The organism is Gordonia sp. YC-XJ4, assembly GCF_059511865.1.
The window spans coordinates 3100273-3121478 of record NZ_CM183447.1 but is presented as its reverse complement, the minus strand read 5'-3'; the positions used below and the strand labels follow the sequence as shown (position 1 = coordinate 3121478).

The following is a 21206-nucleotide window of genomic DNA, read 5'->3' as shown; positions in this document are numbered from 1 at the left end:
GACCCGGCGGGTCGATGATTGCGGAGCCGGCAGGTCAGTGACGGCGCGGACGACGGGGTGGCAGTACACTTCTCACAGGTCGACGCCGCCGCGCACGAGGTCGCGGCGGATGTAGCATTCGGTGCCGAAGAGGCGGTCACGCCGTTCGCGCGGCAGATTCATCAGACTCGAGATCATCTGGCTGCGTTCCACTTCCGAGCGATGTGAGGCGACCGCCGCGGCCTTCTGCTTGACCCACGCCGACACGTCGAGTTCGAGGTCGATGCCCGAAGGTGGCGTGCCCGGCAGGGCGTACCGGGAGATCGTCGGAAAGAAGTCGTCGACGACGTCCTCGATCATCCAGTCGGCGATGGTGGCCATGTACACCGAGCGGATGCGCCAGGCCGGTCCGGTGCTCCGATGGAGCATGGAGGCGCCTGCGGCATCGGCGGCCGCGAGGGCCAGCCGGTGCGCGTGAACGTGATCGCGGTGCCCGTAGATGCCGACCGGATCGTAGGTGAGCAGGATCTCCGGGCGCAGCCGGCGGATGTGGCCGACCAGAATCCGCACCTGCTTGTCGAAGCTGACGTCGCAGAATCTCTTCGCGCCGGGCGCCGACACGGGGACCCCGTCGTCGGCGAATCCCAGCATGATCGGCTCGCGTGTCACCCCGAGCTCGGTGAGTGCGTTGCGCAGTTCACCGTGCCGGGACGTACCCGTCGCCCAGGTCGCGGTCACCACCGACACGTCGCCGCCGAGTTCGACGTGACGGGCGATCGTGCCGCCGGTCCACAATGATTCGTCGTCGGGGTGGGCGTGCACGAGCATCATCCGCGGAACCGTCATCTACCGTCGTCACCTCCTCGGTGTCGGGCGACCGGGCGCCGTCGATCGTGCGAGACCCTGTTCAGCGTACTGCGTTCACGGCTCGCTAAAATCCGACGTTGTCCCCCGACCCGGGCAGACCGCGTCCGCCGCGGCGCACGCCCGGTCGGGGATAGGTGATCCATGAGCATGTGGAGGTCGTCGATGAGTACCGCATCAGAAGTCAGAGAATTCCAGGCCGAGACCCGGCAGCTGCTGGACCTGATGGTCCACTCGATCTACTCCAACAAGGACAGCTTTCTGCGGGAGTTGATCTCGAATGCCTCGGACGCGCTCGACAAGCTGCGTCTGGAGTCGTTGCTGAACAAGGATCTCGACGTCGACACGTCGGATCTGCACATCACGCTCGAAACCGTGAAGCCGGCCGAGGGCGAGTCGGGTCCGCGGTCGCTGACCGTGCGCGACAACGGCATCGGCATGTCGCGCGAGGAGGTGGTCGATCTGATCGGCACCCTCGCCAAGTCGGGTACCGCGGAGTTGCGCAAACAGCTCGCCGAGGCCCAGAAGTCCGGGTCGGACTCCGCTGCGACCGACGAGCTGATCGGCCAGTTCGGAATCGGCTTCTACTCCACGTTCATGGTCGCCGACACCGTCACCCTGGTCACCAAGAAGGCGGGCGAGGCAACCGGTACCCGATGGGAGTCGACCGGGGACGGGACCTACACCCTCGACGAGGTCGCCGACGCGCCGCAGGGTACCGCCGTCACCTTGACGCTCAAGCCCGTCGACACCGAGAACCACCTGCACGACTACACCGACCCGGCCACCTTGCGCTCGTTGGTCAAGAAGTACTCCGACTTCATCGGCTGGCCGATCCGGATGGATGTCGAGAAGACGACCACGACGCCCGCCGAGGAAGAGGGCGGTGAGCCGACCACCGTCACCACCGTCGAGCCCGAGACCATCAACTCGATGAAGGCGCTGTGGGCGCGCTCGCGCGATGAGGTGTCCGACGAGGAATACGAGGAGTTCTACCGGCACGTCTCGCATGCGTGGGACAAGCCTCTGGAGATCATCACGCTCAAGGCCGAGGGCACCTTCGAGTACCAGGCGTTGCTGTTCATCCCCACCCAGGCGCCGTTCGATCTGTTCATGCGCGAGCGCAACGTCGGTATCTCGCTCTACGTCAAGCGTGTGTTCATCATGGACGACTGCGAAGAGCTGATGCCCGAGTATCTGAGGTTCGTCAAGGGTGTCGTCGACGCGGCGGACCTGTCGCTCAACGTGTCTCGGGAAATCCTGCAGCAGGACCGGCAGATCCGTGCCATCCGGCGCCGCCTCACCAAGAAGGTCATCTCGACGGTCAGCGAGATGCGCAGCTCCCGGCCGGAGGACTACCAGACCTTCTGGTCGAGCTTCGGTCGCGTGTTCAAGGAAGGTCTGGTCAACGACTTCGACAACCGCGATGCCGTCCTCAAGGCGTCGGTGTTCGCCTCCACCCACAGCGACGAGGAACTGACGTCGCTTGCCGATTACGTGGGCCGGATGCCGGAGAAGCAGGACTCGATCTACTACATGACCGGTGAGTCGCGTCAGCAGATCGAGAGCTCCCCGCATCTGGAGGCGTTCCGCGCCAAGGGGATCGAGGTGCTGATCCTCGCCGATCCGGTGGACGAGATGTGGGTCGGTGCCGGCCTGGAATTCGAGGGCAAGCAGTTCCGGTCGGTGGCGAAGGGAGCCGTCGACCTCGACGGCATCGACGGGGACTCCGACGCCGACGATGCCGACGACGAGAAGGCCAAGGACTTCGAGGGTCTGCTGACGTGGCTGGGCGAGGCGCTCTCCGACGACATCACCGAGGCTCGGCTGTCCAAACGACTCACCGAATCGGCGGCCTGCCTCGTCGGTGACGACTTCTCGATGTCGCCGCAGCTGGAGAAGCTGTATCGGGCGTCGGGTCAGGAGGTGCCCAAGACCAAGCGGGCACTCGAACTCAACGCCGCGCACCCGCTGGTCGCCGGCCTGAACAAGGCGTTCGGTGCCACGACCGATCACCAGTCGCTCATCGACACCGCCCGACTCGTCTATGGCATGGCGCTGATCGCCGAAGGCGGCGAACTCGACGACCCGGCCGCGTTCGCCCGGCTGCTGGCGGCGACGCTCACCGATTCGCTCGGCGCGCAGGAGCAGGACGGTGCCGCTGCGGCAGGGGACACCGCGGGGGAGTCGCCGAAGGGTGACGCAGAAGGGGCGGACGCAGAAGGGGCGGACGCAGAAGGGGCGACGCAGTCGGGTGAGTGAGCCCACCACCACGTGGCGTCGCCGGCCGGGACGAGGATGGCTCGCCGGCGCCGCCACGTTGGTGGTGATCGTCGTTGCCGTGGCGACGACGCTGGTGTTCACCCTTGGACGTGAGGATTCCTCGCCGTCCACCCCGGCCGAGACGGTCTCCGCCTTTCTGCGCGCGGTCGCCGACGACGACGGTGCCGCCGCGCTCGCGCTGATGACCGAGCCCTCGTCGCGCGAGTTCCTGACGTCCGACGCGTTGGCGCGGGCGCACGCCGCCGCCGCGATCACCGACGTCTTCGCACGCGAGCTCGGTTCGGGTGAAAGCAGCGGCGGCTCGACGACTCCGGTCGCGCCGACCCCACCACCCGGTTCCCGGACCGCCGGCGAGTCCGCCGATGTCGGTGCCGAGTTCCGGATCGGTGGCCATCCGGTCCGCACGACGTATCGCACGGTGCGCGACGGCCGGCGATGGCTGGTCGACGACGGTCTCGCCGCGGTGGAACTGGCGTCGTCGACGATTCCCGGTCTGTCGCTGCAGGGTCGGCCGGTCGCCGGGATCGGCACCGCCTATGTCTTTCCGGGCCGTCTTGTCTGGGGAAGCAGCAATCGCTACCTCGCCGTCACCGACTCGACCGACGTCACCGGGGGTGCGGCGGCGCCGACGAGGGCCGATCCCGGCGTCACCCTCGGTGACGCCGGCAATGCTGCGGTGGACTCGGCGCTGCACACCTACCTGGATCGATGCGCGAATTCCACGCAGGCCGACGCCTCGACGGATCGGCCGGGATGCGTGCAACGCCTGTACCGCTCGGCAGAGGTCTCCTCGGTCCGCTGGCGCGCGCCGAGCGGTCTGCACGACCTGGTCCGGGAACTCGATCCGGCAACCCCCACCTCGGTATCGGTGTTCGGTGGGGTCACCTGGCGGGCGCACTACACCGCTACCTACGGTGGCGAGACGACCGCGGAGGTGGACCAGCCGATGAACGGTGCGGTCGACCTCGACGCACAACCCGTCCCGACGTACTCATCTGCCGGCTGAGGCGCCGTCCGCGGGCGAGGTCACGACGCCGCGTCGAGCGCACCCGACTCGGCGTCTCCGGGCAACGCGACGACGGCGATGTCGTTGGCGCGGAACAGCGGCTGCAGTGGGACTCGGTGGCGTGCAGCACATTCGGTGATCATCGATGCCCACCCGCGGTCTCGCGCCGTCACCCCATCAGCCCCCGGACGCGCCAGCAGAGCGGCGAGGGACAATCCGCTGGTCGCGGCGATCACCTGACCGAGGTGCTCCATCATCGTGTCGAGGAGATGGCGATTCGGGGTGTGCGGCAGCGGTAACTGGTTGATCACGGGAATCATCTGCGTGCCGCGTTCGACGAAGACCAGCCACAGGGTCGGCTCGTCGAATCCGAGTGGCCCCATCAGGGCACGCCACCGTTCGCGGAGTTCGGCGGCATCGCAGAAGGGCAGCTGCGCGACCTCGGTCGGCGGGATCGGATCGGTGTCGGGAACGGCCCTGTCGGGAACGGCCCCGTCGGGAACGGTGCTGTCGGGAACGGTGCTGTCGGGTACGGGGTCGGCCGCCCCGGAGACAGGCTGAGGGGATGTGGGATTGCGGTGATCGGATGTCATGGGCAGATCCTGCGCCGACGTGGACCTGTGGTGCGCACTTGCATCCACACCTGTGAGTCCCGCCCTTGACGTATCGGGGCCCGCTGCGCAACCATGTCGGTCTCGTGCACCGGGCCCGTGCCAGACTGGGCGGATGGGCTTACTCACCCCGCTGGCCGTCCGCATCGGCTCGATTCCTTGGATGCCGCGCTATCTTCCGCAGATTGTCAAGTGTGACAACGTGATACGTACGTTGACCGGCGAGCGGTACGGACTGCTCGACATTGCCGGACTGCCGAACACGACCGTGGTGGTGGCGGGCAGGCGTAGCGGTGTGGAGCGGCAGACGCGATTGCTCGCGGTCCCGCGATCCGGCGGCCGCTGGCTGATCGCCGGATCGTATTTCGGCGGCGAGAAGACTCCGCAATGGGTGTACAACCTGCGCGCCACCGACTCCGCCGAGATCATCGACCGTGGCCGGCGCCGTGCGGTGCGCGTCGCCGAACTCCATGACGATCACCGAGCCGCCGCATGGCAGGAGTTGCGGTCGGTGTGGCCCAACTTCGATCTCTACGAGAAGCGCACCGACCGGCTGATCCCGGTCTTCGAACTCACGCCGACCGACTGAGGCCGGCCTCCCGGTGACGCTACGGTTCTTCAGGATCCGGAGAACCTGGGCTTGCGCTTCTCGAAGACGGCCGTCACCGCCTCGGTGAGGTCGTTGCTCGGCAGGAACGCCGCGTTCCAGGCCGCCACATAGCGCAGGCTGTCGGCCTGAGCCGCGGAACGGCTGTGATCGAGCACGGCCTTGACGCCCTGGACCACCAGCGGCGGATTGTCGGCGATCTCGCGGGCGGTCGCTCGAGCGGCCTCGAGTGCCTCCTCCGGGGTGGCGAACACGTCGTTGACGAGCCCGATCTTCTCCGCGCGGGCGGCGTCGATGTCCTTGCCGGTCAACGCGAGCTCCCGCAGGTGCCCCTCGCCGATGATCCCGGGCAGGCGGGCCAGGGTGCCGACGTCGGCGACCATCGCCACACGCACCTCGCGCACACTGAACTTCGCGTCGGAGCTGGCATAGCGGACGTCGGCGGCGGTGATGAGGTCCACGCCGCCGCCGATGCACCAGCCCGAGATCGCCGCGATCACCGGTGTGCGGCAGTCCGCGACGGCAGTGATCGATGCCTGCATGCGACGGATCGTGTCGTGGAACTCGGTGCGTTCCTTGGCTTTCGAGCCGTCGGCGAGAACCGCCCCGAGGTCACCGGCCATCGCCGCGAGATCGAGTCCGTAGGAGAAGTGCGCACCCGAACCGCGGAGCACGATCGCGCGGACCGCATCGTCGGCGTCGAGTTCGGCGACGAGCACCGGTAGCTCCGCCCAGAAATCCGGGCCCATCGCATTGCCCTTGCCGGGGCCGATCAGGCTCACCTCGGCGATGTCGTCGCCGACCACGACGTCGAAGGCCTTCCACTGTGTGTCACTCATGTCTAGGAGGCTACCGAGGAGCCGATCTCGCGACTCACCCGCACGTGTCCACCGGGCACCGTCGCGGCAGTCGCGTGCGGTCGGTACGGCAGTCGAGCGAGCGCTCCGCGGGAGAGGACCGCAAGAACGGTCAAGCGGCGCAGGGCGCAGGCGTCCGATACTGGAAACCATGACGACGACCCCTGTTCTCCGGTCATGACCGACCCCGGTCGTGACCGCGTGCGTGAATTGCTCGACGCAGTACTCGCCGACGACAACGTCTCGCTGTCCGGAATGGCGGCGGGTGCGCACAGCTCCGAATTCCATTTCAGCAGGCAGGTGAGCCGATTCGCCGGAGAGTCACCGGTGGCGATGCGTCGGCGGGTGATGCTCGAGCGGGCGTGCTGGTATCTGCGCCAGGGGAGTTCGGTCACCGAGGTGGCCTTCGATTCCGGCTACGACACGGTCGAGGGATTCAGCCGGGCCTACTCCCGCGCCTTCGGCCACCCACCGAGTTCCGCCGGCGCCGACTCGTCCCGCGGGCACTGGCTACCCGCGCCCAACGGTATCCACTTCCATTCGCCCACCGGTCTGTATGTCGAGGATTGCGACGGCGCGGGCACCTCCGCGGGATACGGTGAGACCGCGGGCAATCCGGTGGCGCTGATGGTACGACACGACCTCGACGACGTGACTGCGCTGCTCGATGCCGCCACGGGACTCGAGGCCGCCGAGTACGAGCGAATCAGGTTGCCGGAGCACCGGATCAGCGACTGGCAGGGTCCGGACGACTCGATCGCGCACGTGCTGGCGCACCTGGTCGCCGACAAGGTGCCGTGGCTCGCCGCAATCGAGGGCCACGATGCGCCGGCCGACATCCCGACCGGCCTCGACGCCTTGATCGCACTGCACCAGGAGGTCTCGGGTCGTTGGCTCGCGCTGATCCGGGAGATCGATCGTCACCACGCCTGGGCCGACCGCGTGATCGACGCCATCTGTGAACCGCCGGAATCGTTCCTGCTGTCCGAGATCGTCGCGCATGTGTTGACCTTCGCCGCCCACCGGCGTGTTCTCGTCCGGATGATGATGCGCGACGCGGGCGTCGATCTCTCACCCGATCACCGTGACCCCGACCCGATCATGTGGCACCGCAACCGAACCGGAGGACTCTCGTGAGCACTCGATTCCGTTACTACACCGCGACGACGCTCGACGGGTTTCTCGCCGACGACCACGACGACCTCGGATGGCTGCTGCGTCAGCCCATCGACGAGACCGGCCCGATGAATTACACCGACTTCATCGGCGATATCGGGGTGGTGGTGATGGGGGCCACGACCTACCGGTGGGTGGTCGACCACGAGGTCGGTGGCGGTAAACCATGGCCGTATACGACACCGACATTCGTGTTCACCCACCGTGACCTCGAGCCGGTCGCGCCGTCGATTCGCTTCGTCTCCGGCCCGCTCGCCGATCGACGACAGACCCTCCTCGACGCCGCTGCCGGCAAAGACATCTGGGTTGTCGGGGGAGGGGATCTGGCGGCCCAATTCGCGGAGGCCGGCATGCTCGACGAGATCATCGTCAACATCGCCCCGGTCATGCTCGGCAGTGGGCGTCCGCTGTTCACCCGCCCCGCCGATCTCCGGTTGATCGACCACGGTCGCAACGAGGCATTCGTCTGTGCCCGTTACGAAGTGGTCGGGCCCGACGGAGCTAGGTGAGCGCCGTCGGGGTCAACCGCGGCCCGCTGATCAGCGGTAGGTCCAGGGTCGTGCGAATGCCCGCCGGGCCGGCCACGACCGCCGGGATGGCGTTGACGATACGGCCCGCGGCGGCCACGATCGCGGCGTGGTTGTGGTCGCCCTTGCGGCTCGTCGGACAGATGTCGATGCGATAGGACGGTTCGCCGGTGATCTCCACGCGGTAGCAGCCGCCCGGTTGCGCGGGCTGCGCCCAGTCCGGCCGGAGATCGCCACGCAAGCGGGTGACGTGTTCGATGACGATCCCGGGCTTGCCGTCGACCATGCCGATGATCTCGAAGCGCACCGCGGCCCTCGTCCCCTTCGCGATGGTTCCGGTGGCAACCTCGAAATCTTCGGGGGCAGGCTCGCTTTCGTGACGTTCGACGATCTCATCGATGGTCACGTCCATCGCGGCGGCGATCTGATGCAGTGAGGTTCCCCACGCGAGTCCCAGGATGCCGGGCAGGAAGAGCATCGGGGTCTGATCGAGCGGAGCGCCGAAACCCATCACATCCACCATCACCTCGGTGCCGTCGTAGGTCGCGTAGTCGGCGATCTCCATGCAGCGGATCTGCTCGACGTGTTGACAGGTTCCGCTGAACGCGAGCGGGATCAGGTCGCTGACGAAACCGGGATCGACACCGGTGATGAACACCGCGGCATCGTGGTCGAGCGCGGCGGTGGCCACCTTGTCGATGGCCTTGGGCGGCATGGCACCCCACGGATACTGCAGCGGTCCGGGCGCGGAGCCGACCACGTGAATGCCCGCCGAGAGCAGCCGCACGACGTCGGCCGTCGCCTCGATCGGACGGGTGTCGCCCATCGCGCAGTACACGACGCACTGCGGTGACGCCGCGATCACCGCATCGAGACCCTCGGTCGCCACCACCCCGGTGGTGTCCGCGGCACCGGCGATCGTTGCGGCGTCGAGGCCAACCTTCTCCGGGGAGTGCACACCGACGGCGACGAGATCGAAGCGGGGATCGGCGATGACCTGGGCGAGCGCGAGGCGTCCGGCGTTGCCGGTTCCCACCACCGCCACCCGGATCGCCGGGTCGCCAACATCTCCCATGTCTGCCTCTCTGCCGCGGCGCCGGACCGCGAAAACCAGGCCCGCTCGCTTCGCTTCCGGCACCCGTGGTGAACAACTGTCTGGTCTGGTGTCCATATCAGTAGAACACGTTCTCGCCGAACTGGCTAGAACGTGTTCTCATTCGAGATGCTGCGCGGTAGGGTTGCTCGCCATGGGACGAGTCGACGGCAAGGTTGCACTGATCACAGGCGGTGCGCGTGGGATGGGCGCCTCGCATGCCCGCGCTCTGGTGGCGGAGGGGGCGAAGGTCGTCATCGGCGACATCCTCGACGACGAGGGCGGTGTCTTGGCCGCCGAACTCGGTGAGGCCGCACGCTTCGTGCATCTCGACGTCACCGATCCGGAGCAGTGGCAGGCCGCGGTTACCACGGCCGTCGAGGAATTCGGCAAGGTCGATGTGCTGGTGAACAACGCCGGTATCGTCAACGGCTCGACGATTCAGAAGTTTCGTCTGGACAAGTGGCGGCAGATCATCGACGTCAACCTGACCGGCACGTTCCTCGGCATACAGACCGTCGCCGACCCGATGATCGCGGCGGGCGGTGGGTCGATCATCAACGTGTCCTCGGTCGAGGGGCTGCGCGGAAGTCCTTGGGCGCATGGGTATGTGGCGTCCAAGTGGGGTGTGCGCGGGCTGGCCAAGTCGGCCGCGCTCGAGCTCGCGCCGCACAACGTCCGCGTCAACTCGATCCACCCGGGCCTCATCCGCACGCCGATGACCGAGGGGATTCCCGAGGACATGGTCAAGGTCCCGATGGGACGCGCTGCCGAATCCGCCGAGGTCTCGACATTCGTGGTGTTCCTGGCGAGCGACGAATCGTCGTACGCCACCGGCGCCGAGTTCGTGATGGACGGTGGTCTGTCGGCCGACGTACCCCACAAATGATCTCGCGTCCGCGCAACCGTCGGCCGCGCCACGATTCGGACAATTAATTCAACAACTGTTGACTTTGTGACCTGGGCGGACCTACCGTCGCTGGTATGCGAGCGATGATCATCAAGGAATTCCGCGAATTGGTGCGCGACAAGCGCACGCTCGGTCTGCTGGTTGCGATGCCGTTGCTGTTGCTGGTGATCTTCGGATACGCCGCCAACTTCTACGTCTCCTCCGTACAGACGGCGGTGGTCGGACCGCAGGCGAACACCGTCGCCGCCGGTCTGCCGTCCTACTTCGAGGTGACCGACAAGTCGACCGACACCACTGCCGCCGATGCCCGGGACATGTTGCGTGACAACAAGGTCGACGTCGCGATGGTGACCGGCGACTCGCCGACGGCGCCCATCGAGGCACTTGTCGACGGGTCCAATCTGTTTGCCGCGCAATCGGCGGTCGGTGCCCTCAACAAGTTCGGTGCCAAGGTGCACATCGAGGTGCTCTTCAATCCCTCGCTCAAGACGTCGTGGGTGATGGTGCCCGCGATCATCGGTCTCATCCTCACCTTCATCGGCACGATCATCACCAGTATCGGACTGGTGCGTGAACGCGAGACCGGGACGCTCGAACAGCTTGCGGTGATGCCGATCTCGCCTGCCCAGGTCATCCTCGGCAAGATCGTGCCCTACTTCCTGGTCGCGGCCGTGGACATGATCATCGTGACGGTGCTCGGCATGCTCCTGTTCGACGTGCCGTTCAACGGCAACGTGCTCACCTTCGCGATCGGCGCCGCGTTGTTCTTGTTCGTGGTGCTGGGTCTGGGGGTGTTCATATCCACGATCTCCCAGACCACCGGGCAGGCCATCCAAACCGCCTTCTTCTTTCTGCTTCCACAGATCCTGTTGTCCGGCATGATCTTTCCGCTCGACGCGATGGCCGCGGGAGTGCGCTGGATCGGGTATCTGCTGCCACTGACCTATTTCACGATGATCTCGCAGGGGGTGATGCTGCGTGGGGCGCCCATCTCGACGCTGTGGCTGCCGCTGCTGATACTCGCCGTGATGGCGGTCATCGTGTTCACCGCGGCAACCATGCGGTTCCGTCGTGACCTTGCGCCGGGCACCGGTCATCGACGCGCGGCCCAGGAGAAGGCCGCATGATGATCGGGGCCGAGGACGTCACCGTGACGTTCGGGAAGACCACGGCTCTGGATTCGGTGAGCGTGCGCGCTCACGAGGGTGAGATCGTGGCCATCGTGGGTGGTGACGGAGCCGGAAAGTCGACACTGCTGCGGCTCTTCGCCGGCGAGGTGCAGCCGAATTCCGGGCAGGTGCACCGTCCACCCAAGAAGCACGTGGGATTCCTCGCGGCCGGTCCGGGCAGTTGGGGAGCTCTGACCGTCCGGCAGAATCTCGACTTCGTCGGCGGCATCTACGGACTCGGAGGAGAGCAACTCCGTTCGCGCCGTGACGAATTGATCGAGCGTTCCGGTCTGTCCGTGGCGGCCGACCGGATGGCGCGGGACCTGTCCGGCGGTATGCGACGCAAGCTGGGCACCGCGATGGCCATGATCCACCGCCCACCGCTGTTGATCCTCGACGAACCGAGTACCGGCGTCGACCCGGTGAGTCGGATCGATCTGTGGGGCATGATCGCCGAGACGGCAGCGGCGGGGACCGCCGTCCTGATGTCGACGACCTACCTCGACGAGGCCGAGCGCGCGGGTGATCTCGTCGTGCTCGACGACGGTCACGTACTCGTCGACGGATCCTACGATTCGGTGCGAGAAGGCTTCTCCGGCATCATCACCGAGGGCGCCACCCCGGTGCGACGAGACTGGTCGTGGCGGCGCGGCCACCAACGCCACGAATACTGGACGACAGAAGAAGACACGACCCCGGATTCCAGGGTCGCCCCCGACCTCGAGGACATCGTGATCGCACTCTCCTTGGCGCGGCGGAACAGTCAGGGGGCACCGGCATGAGCGCGGAGCAACGGGGGACCACGCCCGAGGCCACCGGATCGCTACTCGGCAGCCGTTCGGTGACCCGACGATTCGGTGATTTCGTCGCCGTGTCCGAGGTCACGATGTCGGTGGAGTCGGGTGAGGTCGTCGGACTTCTCGGCGCCAACGGTGCCGGCAAGACGACCCTTATCCGGATGTTGTTGGGATTACTCGCGCCGACCGACGGGCAGACCTCCCTGTTCGACGGCCCACCCGACCAGCGCCGGCGGGCGCGGCTCGGCTACGTGCCCCAGAATCTGGGCCTGTACCGCGATCTGACCGTGCGCGAGAACATGACGTTCAGCGCGGATGCCTATCACGGTGATGCGATGGTCCCCGCCGATCTCGCGGGCTACGCCGACACCCTCGTCGGGAATCTGCCGCTCGGCACCCAGCGCAAGGTCGCCTTCGCGGTCGCGCTCGCCCATCATCCCGACATCCTCGTCCTCGACGAGCCGACCTCGGGGGTGGATGCGTTGTCCCGGGCGCAGCTCTGGGACACCATTCGCGCGCAGGCGGATTCCGGGGTGGGGGTTCTGGTCACCACGCATTACATGGAGGAGGCGCAGGAGTGCGACCGGCTGCTGCTGATGTCGGCGGGTCGGCTGGTCGCGCAGGGCAGTGAGGAGGACGTCGTCGGTGACACGCGCGCCGCGCTCGTGGACACGCCGGACTGGCGCGGAGCCTTCGCGGCGCTGCAGGGCGCAGGTGTTCCGGTCATCCTGGCCGGCCGGACCATCCGGGTGGCCGACACCGATCCGGCGCAGGTGCGCGGCATCCTCGAGCATGCCGACATCTCCGCCGAGGTCACCACGGTCCCGGCGACCATCGAGGAACGGATGCTGGTTCTCGCCCGCACCCCGGAAACGCGATGACCGGGCGGACGCGGGGCAGACCACCGGCGGGACAGTCGCGCGACACTCGCGAGAGGATCCTGACGGCGACCCGGGAATTACTGGCGGACAACGGGTTCGATCGAACCACGGTACGTGCCGTGGCCGGCCGTGCCGGTGTCGACCCGGCGTTGGTCCATCACTACTTCGGGCCGAAGAAGAACCTGGTGGCCGAGGCACTACGACCGCCCGTCGACTTGTCGGTGGTGTTCGTCGACATGCCGACCGACGAGCGTGCCGGCCCGGAGTTCGTGCGACGGGCCATCCGAGCGTGGGAAACACCGGAGTTGCAATCACACATTCCCGGCGTCCTGCGGCTCATCGCTTCGACCAACCATGCCGCCGGCCCGGCGCAGGACGTTCCGGGAGCAATCGTGGAGGTTGCGCTCGGCGGTGCGGTCCGCGCCGACCGCCGAGAGCGGCGACTGGCGCTGATCGCCTCCCAGATGTTCGGACTTCTCATGATGCGCTTCGTGATCCAGCAACCGGAGATCGTGGCAGCCGATCGCGACCAGCTCGTGGCGCAGGTCGGCCCGGTCATCACCCACTATCTCACCGGCGACCTGACCTGAGCGCTACGGCGCGGATTCGTCCGTCTCGGCGACGCCGGGGGTGTCGCGCTCGTCCCAGATGAACAGGGCGAGGGTGACGCCCAGGAATGCCGCAGGTATCCAGGCCGCGTGGACCCCGATGAGGTGTGTGGCCAGCGCGCCGATCAGAGCGCCGCCCGCGAAGATCCCGACCACTCCGAGATAGATCGCCAGTGGCCGCCGCGATTCCGGGTCGCGATCCACCGCCACCCCGTGTGCCGCCTCGACCAGACGCATCAGGTTCCCGGTGGTGGCGATGGCGACGTAGTTGTGCCCGGCGACGTTCCGGAACATCTCGATCTGCATCGCGGCGACGAAGGCTATCGGGATCGTCACCGTATAGTGCGGGGCACTCGACGGGATGAATCCGACGATGGCGAGGATCGCCGCTTGCAGGGCGACGGTCACCCGGATCGGGTGGGGCAGTAGGCGATCGAGCCTGCCCTTGCGGATGTGCACCGCCGCCCCGATTCCGACGAGGAATGCCAGAATCGGCCACACATGCGCCAGCGCCTGCATCGGGTGTCGCTGGGCGATCTCGACGGCGAAGAACACCACGTTCCCGGTTTGAGCGGTGGCGAAGGCGCCACCTCGCGCGAGGTAGGTATAGCTGTCGAGGAATCCGCCCGCGCAGGTGACGAGGAAGGCGAATCGTAACGAGGAACTGGTCTGTACCGTCGGCATTGATCGGCTCTCTGACTCTCGTTCGGCTCAGGCGGTGCCGTAGATCCGGTCGCCGGCGTCACCGAGACCGGGCAGGATGTAACCGTTGGCATCGAGTTCACGGTCCACCGACGCGGTGAACACCGGCACGTCCGGGTGGGCGCCGTGAAGCATCGCCAGACCCTCGGGGCAGGTCAACAGAGCGACGAACCGGATCGAGCGCGGCCGATACTCCTTGATCCGGTCCACCGCGGCCACCGCCGAATGTCCGGTGGCCAGCAGTGGGTCGACGATCACGACGTCGCGTTCCTCGAGCTCACGAGGCATCTTGAAGTAATACTCCACGGCAACATGGGTTTTCGGATCGCGGTAGAGCCCGATGTGACCGATCCGCGCACCGGGCACCACCGTGAGCATGCCGTCGGCGATCGAGGTTCCCCCACGCAGGATCGACGCGAAGACCAGCTTCTTGCCGTCGATCACCCGGCCGGTGGTGACCTCCATCGGCGTCTTGACGGTGATCTCCTGCATCGGGATGTCGGCGAGTACGTCGTAGGCCATCAGGGTGGCGATCTCGTTGAGCAGGCGGCGGAAATCGTTGGTGGAGGTGTCGGCCTGTCGCATCAGCGTCAGCTTGTGTTGCACGAGTGGATGATCGATGACGTGCACGGCATTCATCAGGTGGCCCTTCTTCGATGGTCGGTGGACGTCCGGGTGCCCGGGTCAGAACACCGTTCCATCGCTGTCGATGGTCAATGGTGGCAGGCCGCCCCGCAGCTGGGCCGCATATCGGCGCCCGGCGGCCCAGGTCCCGCCTTCGAGGACGCATGCCAGGGGCAATCCCGGGACACCGAGTTCGGCGGCCACCAGTGGTGCGAGTTCGTCGAGCAGGGCCACGGTCAGTGCGCGCCACTCGACGACGAACTCGTCGCCGACCGACCACACCGACTGTGCGGCATCCGGATTCACCGTGGCCAGGACGCCGGAGTCGAGCAGCAGGCCGCCGTTGCGATATTCGGGCAACGCGGTCAGATCATCGAGGCCGCCGACCTCGACCCCGGCCGCCGCGAAGGGTTCGAGCAGCGAATACGTCAGCCACTGCGACAGCTTGTGGAACGGCATCCATCCGTCGGTCGCACCGGGGCCGTGGACGTCACCATGGCGCCAGCAGTCGCCCAGCGCGATGCCGTCGATCCGGTTGTCCGAGGGCCAGATCGGGGCGAAGAGATCGAGCAGTGCGGTGAGGATCTCGTGTGCCCGGATCTCTCGTGTGCCGCCTCCGAGGTGGTCGAACAGATCGCCCGGACGTCCGGTGCCGAACACGTCTGGTCGTGCCGCCATGGCGTCGGCGAGCCGGGTCAGTACCTGCAGCCGACCGTCGAGACCGACGAGCGGCGTGGTCTCGGTGATGCCGAAAGCTGTTGACAGGCGCGCCGAATCCAGAAGGCGCAGACCGTCGGCATCTACCCGTAGGGGCTTTTCGGGGCTGCCGGAGAAGACGCCGCCGAAGAACGCGTGGACGCTTGCCACCGCGAGTCCCTCGGAGCGGGTGAACCGCAGTCCGGTGCCCGGCTCGTCGAAGTACCAGTCGGCTCCGGCGCCGGCGTCGAGAAGAACACTCACCACGGCGAGATCGATGTGGGTGCGGGCGCGCTCGGCGGCATCGACGTCGCCGAGTCGCGCGTCGAGTTCCGCGCGGCGATCGATGCCGCCGGCCTCGACGTGGCGCCACCGGCTGTGGAAGGGGATGTCGAGGTCGGGGTAGCGCTCGCGCGTCAGCGCCGACACGAACTCGACCACCGTGCCGATGCGTGAGTCGTCGACCGTGAAATGGGCGGATCGGCCGGCACGGGCGGAGGCGAGGAGATCACCTGCGCGACGCCGGATCTCGGCGGTCGACCGAAGAGCGGCGGGCCCGTCGAGGGTGCCCACCGACGGCGTCGAGGACCGGCCAGCGGGTGAGCTCATCGGCTCAGCCCCCGGCCCTTCACCTGACGCAGGTCGTCGGTGGTCGGCACCGCGCCGCTGGTGAAATAGCCTGCGGCTGTTTTGGCGTCGATCTCCACGCGCGCATCCTCCGGGATGAGTTCGGGTGGTATGTCGACGCGTTCGCCGACCTCGATGCCCGAGCCGGTGATGGCGTCGTATTTCATGTTGCTCATCGACACCAGCCGGTCGATACGGGTGATACCAAGCCAGTGCAGGACGTCGGGCATGAGTTCTTGAAAACGCATGTCCTGAACGCCGGCAACGCATTCGGTGCGAGCGAAGTACTGATCGGCGGTGTCGCCGCCGATCTGTCGTTTGCGGGCGTTGTAGACCAGGAACTTGGTGACCTCGCCGAGGGCGCGCCCCTCCTTGCGGGAGTAGGCGACCAGACCCACCCCGCCGCGCTGGACTCCCTGGATGCATTCCTCGATCGCGTGGGTGAGATAGGGGCGGCAGGTGCAGATGTCCGAGCCGAACACGTCCGAGCCGTTGCACTCGTCGTGCACCCGCGCGGTCAGTTCGACAGCGGGATCGGACAGGCCTTGCGGATCGCCGAAGATGTAGACGGTCTGGCCACCGATCGGCGGCAGGAAGACCTCCAGATCCGGTCGCGTCACCAGCTCCGGGTACATGCCACCGGTCTCCTCGAAGAGGACACGGCGCAATTCGGTGTCGCTGCAGCCGAATCGATCGGCAATGCCGGGTAACCACCACACGGGTTCGACGGCCGCCTTGGTGACCAGCGCCGCGCCGGCGGGCAGCAGGACCTCGCCATCGGGCTGCAGGCGACCCTGTGCGATGGCATCGATGATCTCGGGCAGGATCACATGGGCCTTGGTGATCGCGATCGTGGGACGGATGTCGTATCCCGCGGCGAGGGGTTCCGGGAACGACTCGGCGACGAGTGCGCCCCAGGGATCGATGCTGACGATGGCGTTGCGGTCGGCCCACTGTGGGTGCGGCCCGACGACGTCGGTGGGGGAGGTGTTGGTGAGGTCGGCCCGATGCTCCCGCGACAGCGCGCCGGAGGCGACGGCGAGCGCGCGATAGACGCTGTAGGAGCCGGAGTGCGTCCCGATCACGTTGCGGTGGGCGCGGTCGGTGGTGGTTGCGATCACCGGCCCCCGCTCTCGGGCAGTCGGCGCACCCCAGGTGATGGCCGGGGCACTGGCACCGCCGCTGTGCGAGGTGAGGCGGATGTGCCCGGGTGTGCGCACCGCCGACGGCCGAGAATCCGCGGGCACAGAACTGTCGGATGCGGCAGGCATCGGCGACTCCTTTCACCTACCCCGGCATTCGGTGGTACCGGTATCCCGGATGCCTCCCTCGGGGAAACCGCCAGCATAGCCACTGCCGACGGCTGCCGCCGGGCGAGCGGGCGGGGCATCGGCACCGATCTCAGCGGTCTGCCGGGCGCGAGTGCACCGACACCGCGTAATCCCCGCCGGCGAACGGCCGGCGGTCCCAGGTGGCGAATCTCCCGACCGGTTCGAGGCCGGCGGAGCGGGCGTGGATGTCGTAGTCGGACAGTGCAAGACGGTCCGGGCGGAGCTGGAATCCGGCGACCAGCAGCCCGCCCGGCCGTAGCCTCGACGCGCACTGGCGCAGCACCCCGGCCTCGGTGCCGGGCGTGAGGAAGATCATCACGTTCCCGGCGAGCACAATGAGATCGAAGACCTCGTCGAGGTGGGCGTCGAGTGAACTCAGATCGGCTCGGAGCCAACGGATGTCGCCGGACTTGCGGTGGGCGGTCGCCAGCATCGAGGGGTCGGCGTCGACGCCGACGACCTCGAAACCGCGGCGGGCCAGCTCGATGGCAACCCGCCCCGTGCCGCACCCGGCGTCGAGTATGCGCCGACCGCCGATCCCGCGTGCGAGATCGGCGACCAGGTCGGCTTCACCGTGGATGTTCTCGCCCGCGGCGGCCAGGCAAGACCAGCGGTCGTCGTAGTCGTCACCACGTGGCGCCGCCGTGCCGTCCCATCGGGTCATGAGCCGAGTGTGTCACGTGAAGAGCCCACGTCCCGGGACGGCACATGAACCAACACGCCTGTCGGCGGGAAACGTGTTGACTCCGGGCACCCCGGACGATGACACTGGCGCACGTGAATCGACGGGAGGTCGCCGGCGTACGCGCCGGCCGCAGATAGCCGCAGGCATACGCCGCGAACGTCCGACAGAGGCGTTCGCGCGATGAGTCATTTCTGCGGACACACGCTCCGCGTCCCTTCACCACCGTGCGACGTCACCACCGTGCGATCGGCCGTCGACGCCGCGCCTGCACGGCAGCTCACCCTCGCGCGGTGCACATCTCCCAGGAGTCTTCCATGCGACCCATGACCGAATCAGAGATCCGCGCATCGTTCGTCAACACCTCGGTGCGTGAACGCAAAGCGATCACCATGCCCGACGGATTCGACGCCATCCGGTGGGACCGGCTCGACTATCTCGGTTGGCGCGATCCCAAATCACCGGGCACCGGGTATCTCGTTCTCGCTCCCGCGCCCGACGCAGGTGACGACTCCGGGGAGGGCGGCGGTGCCGAGCCGACCGGGATCATGCTGCGTGCCGGCGCCGTCCCGGCCCGCACGCGACCGCAATGCGCACTGTGCGAAGACATTTCGCTACCCAATGAGGTGATCCTCTTCGCCGCGCGGCGCGCGGGCGCCGCGGGTCGCAAGGGTGACACCGTCGGAACCCTCATCTGTGCGAACTTCGAATGCTCGGAGAACGTGCGACGCAAGCCGTCGTCGGCGATGGCCGGTGACGATCCCGAGCGGGTACGTCGGCTGCGCATCGGTGCGCTGCGCGAGCGGGTCGCACGGTTCGTCGCCCGAGTCGGGGAGCCGGTGACCCGGTGACCCGGTGACGTACGACGATCGGGGGCACCGACGCGACATGCGCGACGATGCCCCCGATCGGGTGCGATGACCGGCCAGGTCAGTGCAGGTCGTACCGGTCGAGTTCCATCACCTTGGTCCACGCGGCGACGAAGTCGGCCACGAACTTCTCCGTGGAGGTGTCCTCGGCGTACACCTCGGCCAATGCCCGCAGATCCGAGTTCGACCCGAAGGCCAGATCCACCCGCGTGCCGGTCCACTTCTGCGCGCCGGTCGCCCGATCGGTCGCGACATAAGTGCCGTCATCGGCCGGCGACGGTGCCCACTCGACGTCCATGTCACAGATGTTGACGAAGAAGTCGTTGGTCAGCGTGCCGGGCGTTTCGGTGAGCACACCGAGTGACGAACCCTGATAGTTGGCGCCGAGCACGCGCAGACCACCGACGAGCACCGTCATCTCCGGTGCCGAGAGGGTCAACAGGTTGGCCTTGTCGACCAGGTTGTACTCGGCGGGCAGTTCGTTGCCCTTGCCCTCGTAGTTGCGGAAACCGTCGTAGCGCGGCTCGAGGTATGCGAACGACTCGACGTCGGTCTCGTCCTGCGAGGCGTCGGTACGACCGGGTGTGAACGGCACCGACACCGACAATCCGGCGGCCTTGGCCGCCTTCTCGATGCCGACGACACCGCCGAGCACCACGAGATCGGCGAAGGAGACCTTCGGACCGGACTCCTTGTTGAAGGCGTCGGCGATTCCTTCGAGGGTGCTGATGACCTGTGCCAGCTCGTCCGGTTCGCTGGATTCCCAACCCAATTGGGGCTGCAACCGGATCCGGCCGCCGTTCGCGCCCCCGCGGAAGTCACTGCCGCGGAACGTCGCCGCTGCCTTCCACGCGGTCGAGACCAGTTGTGCCACCGACAGACCGGACTCGAGGATTGACGACTTCAGCGAGTCGACGTCGGCGTCGGAGATCGTCGGTCCCTGCTGTGCGGGAACGTTGTCCTGCCACAGGTAGGTCTCGGCGGGGGCCAACGGACCGCGGTAGCGGATGGCCGGGCCCATGTCACGGTGCAGCAGCTTGAACCAGGCCTTGGCGAACTCGTCGGCCAGCTCTTCGGGATGATCGAGCCAGCGGCGGGTGATCTCGCCGTAGATCGGATCGAACCGCATCGTGAGGTCGGTGGTCAGCATCGACGGGTGGGTCTTGCCGTCGCCCTGGGCCATCGGCACCGAGTTGGCCCAGCCGTTGTCCTTGGGCTTCCACTGGTTGGCTCCGGCCGGGCTCTTGGTCAGTTCCCACTCGTTGCCGTAGAGGATCTCCAGGAACGAGTTGTCCCACTTGGTGGGGGTGTGGGTCCAGGTGACCTCCAGGCCACTGGTGATGGTGTCGTTGCCGACGCCGGTGCCCTGCGGGTTCTTCCAGCCCAGCCCCATCTGTTCCAGCGGTGCGGCCTCGGGTTCGGGGCCGAGTTTCTCGGCGTCACCGTTGCCGTGGGTCTTGCCGAAGGTGTGTCCGCCGACGATGAGCGCGGCGGTCTCCACGTCGTTCATCGCCATCCGGCCGAAGGTCTCCCGGATGTCTTGCGCGGCGGCGAGATAGTCGGGATTGCCTTCGGGCCCTTCGGGATTGACGTAGATCAGACCCATCGTGGTGGCGCCCAGCGGCTTTTCCAGGTTGCGCTCACCGGAGTAGCGCAGATTGGTGCCCAGCCAGGTCGACTCCGCACCCCAGTACACCTCCTCGGCTTCCCATTCGTCGGGGCGGCCGAACGCGAATCCCTTGGTGTGGAAACCCATGTCCTCGAGGGCGACATTGCCGGCGAGGACCAGCAGGTCCGACCACGACAGCGCCTTGCCGTACTTCTTCTTCACCGGCCACAACAGCCGGCGCGCCTTGTCGAGGCTGACGTTGTCCGGCCAGCTGTCCAGCGGTGCGAAACGCTGCATGCCGGTGCCGGCACCGCCGCGGCCGTCCTCGACGCGGTAGGTACCCGCGGCATGCCACGACATGCGGATGAAGAAGGGTCCGTAGTGACCGAAGTCGGCGGGCCACCACGACTTCGAGTCGGTCATGACCGCCTTGACGTCGGCGACGAGTGCGTCGACGTCGAGGTCGGCGAGTGCGGCGTCGTAGTCGAAGTCGCCGCCGCGCGGGCGGATGACATCGGGATTATGGGCCAGGACACGCAGATTCAGCTTGTCCGGCCACCACTGGTTGTTGCCGCCGCCCTCCACCGGTGGGCGGATGTGCATGGGACATCCTGAGCCCGACGGCTCTCCGGCGGGGGTCTGGGCCTCCCCGATGGGGGGTGCGGTTTGCTCGTCAGACACGACGTTCCTTTCGGTGA

Annotated in this window: 21 protein-coding genes; 11 read left to right on the top strand and 10 right to left on the bottom strand. The window is 67.1% G+C overall.

Features of this window, described 5'->3' with window-relative positions:
• Nucleotides 1-72: 72 nt before the first annotated feature.
• Nucleotides 73-825, bottom strand: coding sequence for a PIG-L family deacetylase (locus AC5ZH6_RS13740; protein WP_006368044.1), 753 nt, complete (start codon nucleotides 823-825; stop codon nucleotides 73-75).
• A gap of 183 nt (nucleotides 826-1008) precedes the next feature.
• On the opposite strand from AC5ZH6_RS13740, the gene htpG reads away from it, so the two are divergent.
• Together htpG and AC5ZH6_RS13730 are read left to right on the top strand one after the other, a co-directional pair.
• Entirely contained in the window at nucleotides 1009-3105 is a 2097-nt protein-coding gene (gene htpG / locus AC5ZH6_RS13735) for a molecular chaperone HtpG (protein ID WP_006368042.1), read from the top strand.
• Nucleotides 3098-4132 (top strand): hypothetical protein, encoded by a 1035-nt coding sequence (locus tag AC5ZH6_RS13730; protein ID WP_006368040.1) that lies wholly within the window; start codon nucleotides 3098-3100, stop codon nucleotides 4130-4132. The genes htpG and AC5ZH6_RS13730 overlap by 8 nt, the downstream gene beginning before the upstream one ends.
• A 20-nt stretch (nucleotides 4133-4152) precedes the next feature.
• Here the strand turns inward: AC5ZH6_RS13730 and AC5ZH6_RS13725 are convergent, their stop codons facing one another.
• Complete coding sequence (locus tag AC5ZH6_RS13725) at nucleotides 4153-4725, bottom strand: hypothetical protein (protein WP_006368038.1); 573 nt, start codon at nucleotides 4723-4725, stop codon at nucleotides 4153-4155.
• A 133-nt stretch (nucleotides 4726-4858) separates the two neighbouring features.
• On the opposite strand from AC5ZH6_RS13725, the gene AC5ZH6_RS13720 reads away from it, so the two are divergent.
• On the top strand, nucleotides 4859-5332 hold the full coding sequence (locus AC5ZH6_RS13720; RefSeq protein WP_006368037.1) for a nitroreductase family deazaflavin-dependent oxidoreductase: 474 nt from the start codon (nucleotides 4859-4861) through the stop codon (nucleotides 5330-5332).
• A gap of 29 nt (nucleotides 5333-5361) precedes the next feature.
• On the opposite strand, the gene AC5ZH6_RS13715 is transcribed toward AC5ZH6_RS13720, so the two are convergent.
• Nucleotides 5362-6189 carry a crotonase/enoyl-CoA hydratase family protein gene (locus AC5ZH6_RS13715; protein WP_006368036.1) on the bottom strand — a complete coding sequence of 276 codons (828 nt, stop codon included), beginning with the start codon at nucleotides 6187-6189 and terminating at the stop codon, nucleotides 5362-5364.
• Nucleotides 6190-6384: 195 nt separating this feature from the next.
• On the opposite strand from AC5ZH6_RS13715, the gene AC5ZH6_RS13710 reads away from it, so the two are divergent.
• Nucleotides 6385-7344: a helix-turn-helix domain-containing protein gene (locus AC5ZH6_RS13710; RefSeq protein WP_006368035.1), complete on the top strand. Its 960-nt coding sequence runs from the start codon at nucleotides 6385-6387 to the stop codon at nucleotides 7342-7344.
• Nucleotides 7341-7892, top strand: coding sequence for a dihydrofolate reductase family protein (locus tag AC5ZH6_RS13705; protein WP_006368034.1), 552 nt, complete (start codon nucleotides 7341-7343; stop codon nucleotides 7890-7892). The genes AC5ZH6_RS13710 and AC5ZH6_RS13705 overlap by 4 nt, the downstream gene beginning before the upstream one ends.
• On the opposite strand, the gene AC5ZH6_RS13700 is transcribed toward AC5ZH6_RS13705, so the two are convergent.
• Nucleotides 7885-8985 carry an NAD(P)H-dependent amine dehydrogenase family protein gene (locus AC5ZH6_RS13700; RefSeq protein WP_035727000.1) on the bottom strand — a complete coding sequence of 367 codons (1101 nt, stop codon included), beginning with the start codon at nucleotides 8983-8985 and terminating at the stop codon, nucleotides 7885-7887. The genes AC5ZH6_RS13705 and AC5ZH6_RS13700 overlap by 8 nt on opposite strands.
• A gap of 172 nt (nucleotides 8986-9157) precedes the next feature.
• Between AC5ZH6_RS13700 and AC5ZH6_RS13695 the strand changes: the two genes are divergently transcribed.
• From AC5ZH6_RS13695 to AC5ZH6_RS13675, 5 genes are all read left to right on the top strand, one after another.
• On the top strand, nucleotides 9158-9892 hold the full coding sequence (locus AC5ZH6_RS13695; RefSeq protein ID WP_006368032.1) for a glucose 1-dehydrogenase: 735 nt from the start codon (nucleotides 9158-9160) through the stop codon (nucleotides 9890-9892).
• A 95-nt stretch (nucleotides 9893-9987) separates the two neighbouring features.
• Nucleotides 9988-11040 (top strand): ABC transporter permease, encoded by a 1053-nt coding sequence (locus AC5ZH6_RS13690; protein WP_035726998.1) that lies wholly within the window; start codon nucleotides 9988-9990, stop codon nucleotides 11038-11040.
• Entirely contained in the window at nucleotides 11037-11864 is an 828-nt protein-coding gene (locus AC5ZH6_RS13685) for an ABC transporter ATP-binding protein (protein WP_006368030.1), read from the top strand. The genes AC5ZH6_RS13690 and AC5ZH6_RS13685 overlap by 4 nt, the downstream gene beginning before the upstream one ends.
• The gene (locus tag AC5ZH6_RS13680; RefSeq protein ID WP_006368029.1) at nucleotides 11861-12760 is read left to right on the top strand and encodes an ABC transporter ATP-binding protein; all 900 of its coding nucleotides are present in this window, start codon (nucleotides 11861-11863) and stop codon (nucleotides 12758-12760) included. The genes AC5ZH6_RS13685 and AC5ZH6_RS13680 overlap by 4 nt, the downstream gene beginning before the upstream one ends.
• On the top strand, nucleotides 12757-13350 hold the full coding sequence (locus AC5ZH6_RS13675; protein WP_006368028.1) for a TetR/AcrR family transcriptional regulator: 594 nt from the start codon (nucleotides 12757-12759) through the stop codon (nucleotides 13348-13350). The genes AC5ZH6_RS13680 and AC5ZH6_RS13675 overlap by 4 nt, the downstream gene beginning before the upstream one ends.
• A gap of 3 nt (nucleotides 13351-13353) precedes the next feature.
• Here AC5ZH6_RS13675 and AC5ZH6_RS13670 read toward each other — a convergent pair whose 3' ends face one another.
• From AC5ZH6_RS13670 to AC5ZH6_RS13650, 5 genes are all read right to left on the bottom strand, one after another.
• Nucleotides 13354-14052 (bottom strand): YoaK family protein, encoded by a 699-nt coding sequence (locus AC5ZH6_RS13670; RefSeq protein WP_006368027.1) that lies wholly within the window; start codon nucleotides 14050-14052, stop codon nucleotides 13354-13356.
• A gap of 27 nt (nucleotides 14053-14079) precedes the next feature.
• Nucleotides 14080-14709, bottom strand: a complete 630-nt coding sequence (upp, locus tag AC5ZH6_RS13665; protein WP_006368026.1) for a uracil phosphoribosyltransferase — start codon at nucleotides 14707-14709, stop codon at nucleotides 14080-14082.
• Between the two features lie 45 nt (nucleotides 14710-14754).
• Nucleotides 14755-15999 carry a URC4/urg3 family protein gene (locus tag AC5ZH6_RS13660; RefSeq protein ID WP_050955230.1) on the bottom strand — a complete coding sequence of 415 codons (1245 nt, stop codon included), beginning with the start codon at nucleotides 15997-15999 and terminating at the stop codon, nucleotides 14755-14757.
• Nucleotides 15996-17288 carry a GTP cyclohydrolase II gene (locus AC5ZH6_RS13655; protein WP_006368024.1) on the bottom strand — a complete coding sequence of 431 codons (1293 nt, stop codon included), beginning with the start codon at nucleotides 17286-17288 and terminating at the stop codon, nucleotides 15996-15998. The genes AC5ZH6_RS13660 and AC5ZH6_RS13655 overlap by 4 nt, the downstream gene beginning before the upstream one ends.
• Before the next feature lie 130 nt (nucleotides 17289-17418).
• A complete protein-coding gene (locus AC5ZH6_RS13650) occupies nucleotides 17419-18012 on the bottom strand; it encodes a class I SAM-dependent methyltransferase (protein WP_006368023.1) in 594 nt (197 codons plus the stop codon).
• A 335-nt stretch (nucleotides 18013-18347) separates the two neighbouring features.
• Between AC5ZH6_RS13650 and AC5ZH6_RS13645 the strand changes: the two genes are divergently transcribed.
• On the top strand, nucleotides 18348-18881 hold the full coding sequence (locus AC5ZH6_RS13645; protein WP_006368022.1) for an FBP domain-containing protein: 534 nt from the start codon (nucleotides 18348-18350) through the stop codon (nucleotides 18879-18881).
• A gap of 79 nt (nucleotides 18882-18960) precedes the next feature.
• Here AC5ZH6_RS13645 and katG read toward each other — a convergent pair whose 3' ends face one another.
• Nucleotides 18961-21111, bottom strand: a complete 2151-nt coding sequence (katG, locus tag AC5ZH6_RS13640) for a catalase/peroxidase HPI (protein ID WP_020171175.1) — start codon at nucleotides 21109-21111, stop codon at nucleotides 18961-18963.
• Nucleotides 21112-21206 lie beyond the last annotated feature (95 nt).

Excerpts from the sequence above, each read along its gene's own strand:
- AC5ZH6_RS13655 (WP_006368024.1), bottom strand. The coding sequence starts at position 17,288 with ATGCCTGCCGCATCCGACAGTTCTGTGCCCGCGGATTCTCGGCCGTCG.
- katG (WP_020171175.1), bottom strand. The coding sequence starts at position 21,111 with ATGCACATCCGCCCACCGGTGGAGGGCGGCGGCAACAACCAGTGGTGG.
- htpG (WP_006368042.1), top strand. The coding sequence starts at position 1,009 with ATGAGTACCGCATCAGAAGTCAGAGAATTCCAGGCCGAGACCCGGCAG.
- AC5ZH6_RS13740 (WP_006368044.1), bottom strand. The coding sequence starts at position 825 with ATGACGGTTCCGCGGATGATGCTCGTGCACGCCCACCCCGACGACGAA.
- AC5ZH6_RS13670 (WP_006368027.1), bottom strand. The coding sequence starts at position 14,052 with ATGCCGACGGTACAGACCAGTTCCTCGTTACGATTCGCCTTCCTCGTC.
- AC5ZH6_RS13720 (WP_006368037.1), top strand. The coding sequence starts at position 4,859 with ATGGGCTTACTCACCCCGCTGGCCGTCCGCATCGGCTCGATTCCTTGG.
- AC5ZH6_RS13710 (WP_006368035.1), top strand. The coding sequence starts at position 6,385 with ATGACCGACCCCGGTCGTGACCGCGTGCGTGAATTGCTCGACGCAGTA.
- upp (WP_006368026.1), bottom strand. The coding sequence starts at position 14,709 with ATGAATGCCGTGCACGTCATCGATCATCCACTCGTGCAACACAAGCTG.
- AC5ZH6_RS13690 (WP_035726998.1), top strand. The coding sequence starts at position 9,988 with ATGCGAGCGATGATCATCAAGGAATTCCGCGAATTGGTGCGCGACAAG.
- AC5ZH6_RS13650 (WP_006368023.1), bottom strand. The coding sequence starts at position 18,012 with ATGACCCGATGGGACGGCACGGCGGCGCCACGTGGTGACGACTACGAC.
- AC5ZH6_RS13695 (WP_006368032.1), top strand. The coding sequence starts at position 9,158 with ATGGGACGAGTCGACGGCAAGGTTGCACTGATCACAGGCGGTGCGCGT.
- AC5ZH6_RS13675 (WP_006368028.1), top strand. The coding sequence starts at position 12,757 with ATGACCGGGCGGACGCGGGGCAGACCACCGGCGGGACAGTCGCGCGAC.
- AC5ZH6_RS13645 (WP_006368022.1), top strand. The coding sequence starts at position 18,348 with ATGCGACCCATGACCGAATCAGAGATCCGCGCATCGTTCGTCAACACC.
- AC5ZH6_RS13725 (WP_006368038.1), bottom strand. The coding sequence starts at position 4,725 with ATGACATCCGATCACCGCAATCCCACATCCCCTCAGCCTGTCTCCGGG.
- AC5ZH6_RS13715 (WP_006368036.1), bottom strand. The coding sequence starts at position 6,189 with ATGAGTGACACACAGTGGAAGGCCTTCGACGTCGTGGTCGGCGACGAC.
- AC5ZH6_RS13700 (WP_035727000.1), bottom strand. The coding sequence starts at position 8,985 with ATGGGAGATGTTGGCGACCCGGCGATCCGGGTGGCGGTGGTGGGAACC.
- AC5ZH6_RS13660 (WP_050955230.1), bottom strand. The coding sequence starts at position 15,999 with ATGAGCTCACCCGCTGGCCGGTCCTCGACGCCGTCGGTGGGCACCCTC.
- AC5ZH6_RS13680 (WP_006368029.1), top strand. The coding sequence starts at position 11,861 with ATGAGCGCGGAGCAACGGGGGACCACGCCCGAGGCCACCGGATCGCTA.
- AC5ZH6_RS13685 (WP_006368030.1), top strand. The coding sequence starts at position 11,037 with ATGATGATCGGGGCCGAGGACGTCACCGTGACGTTCGGGAAGACCACG.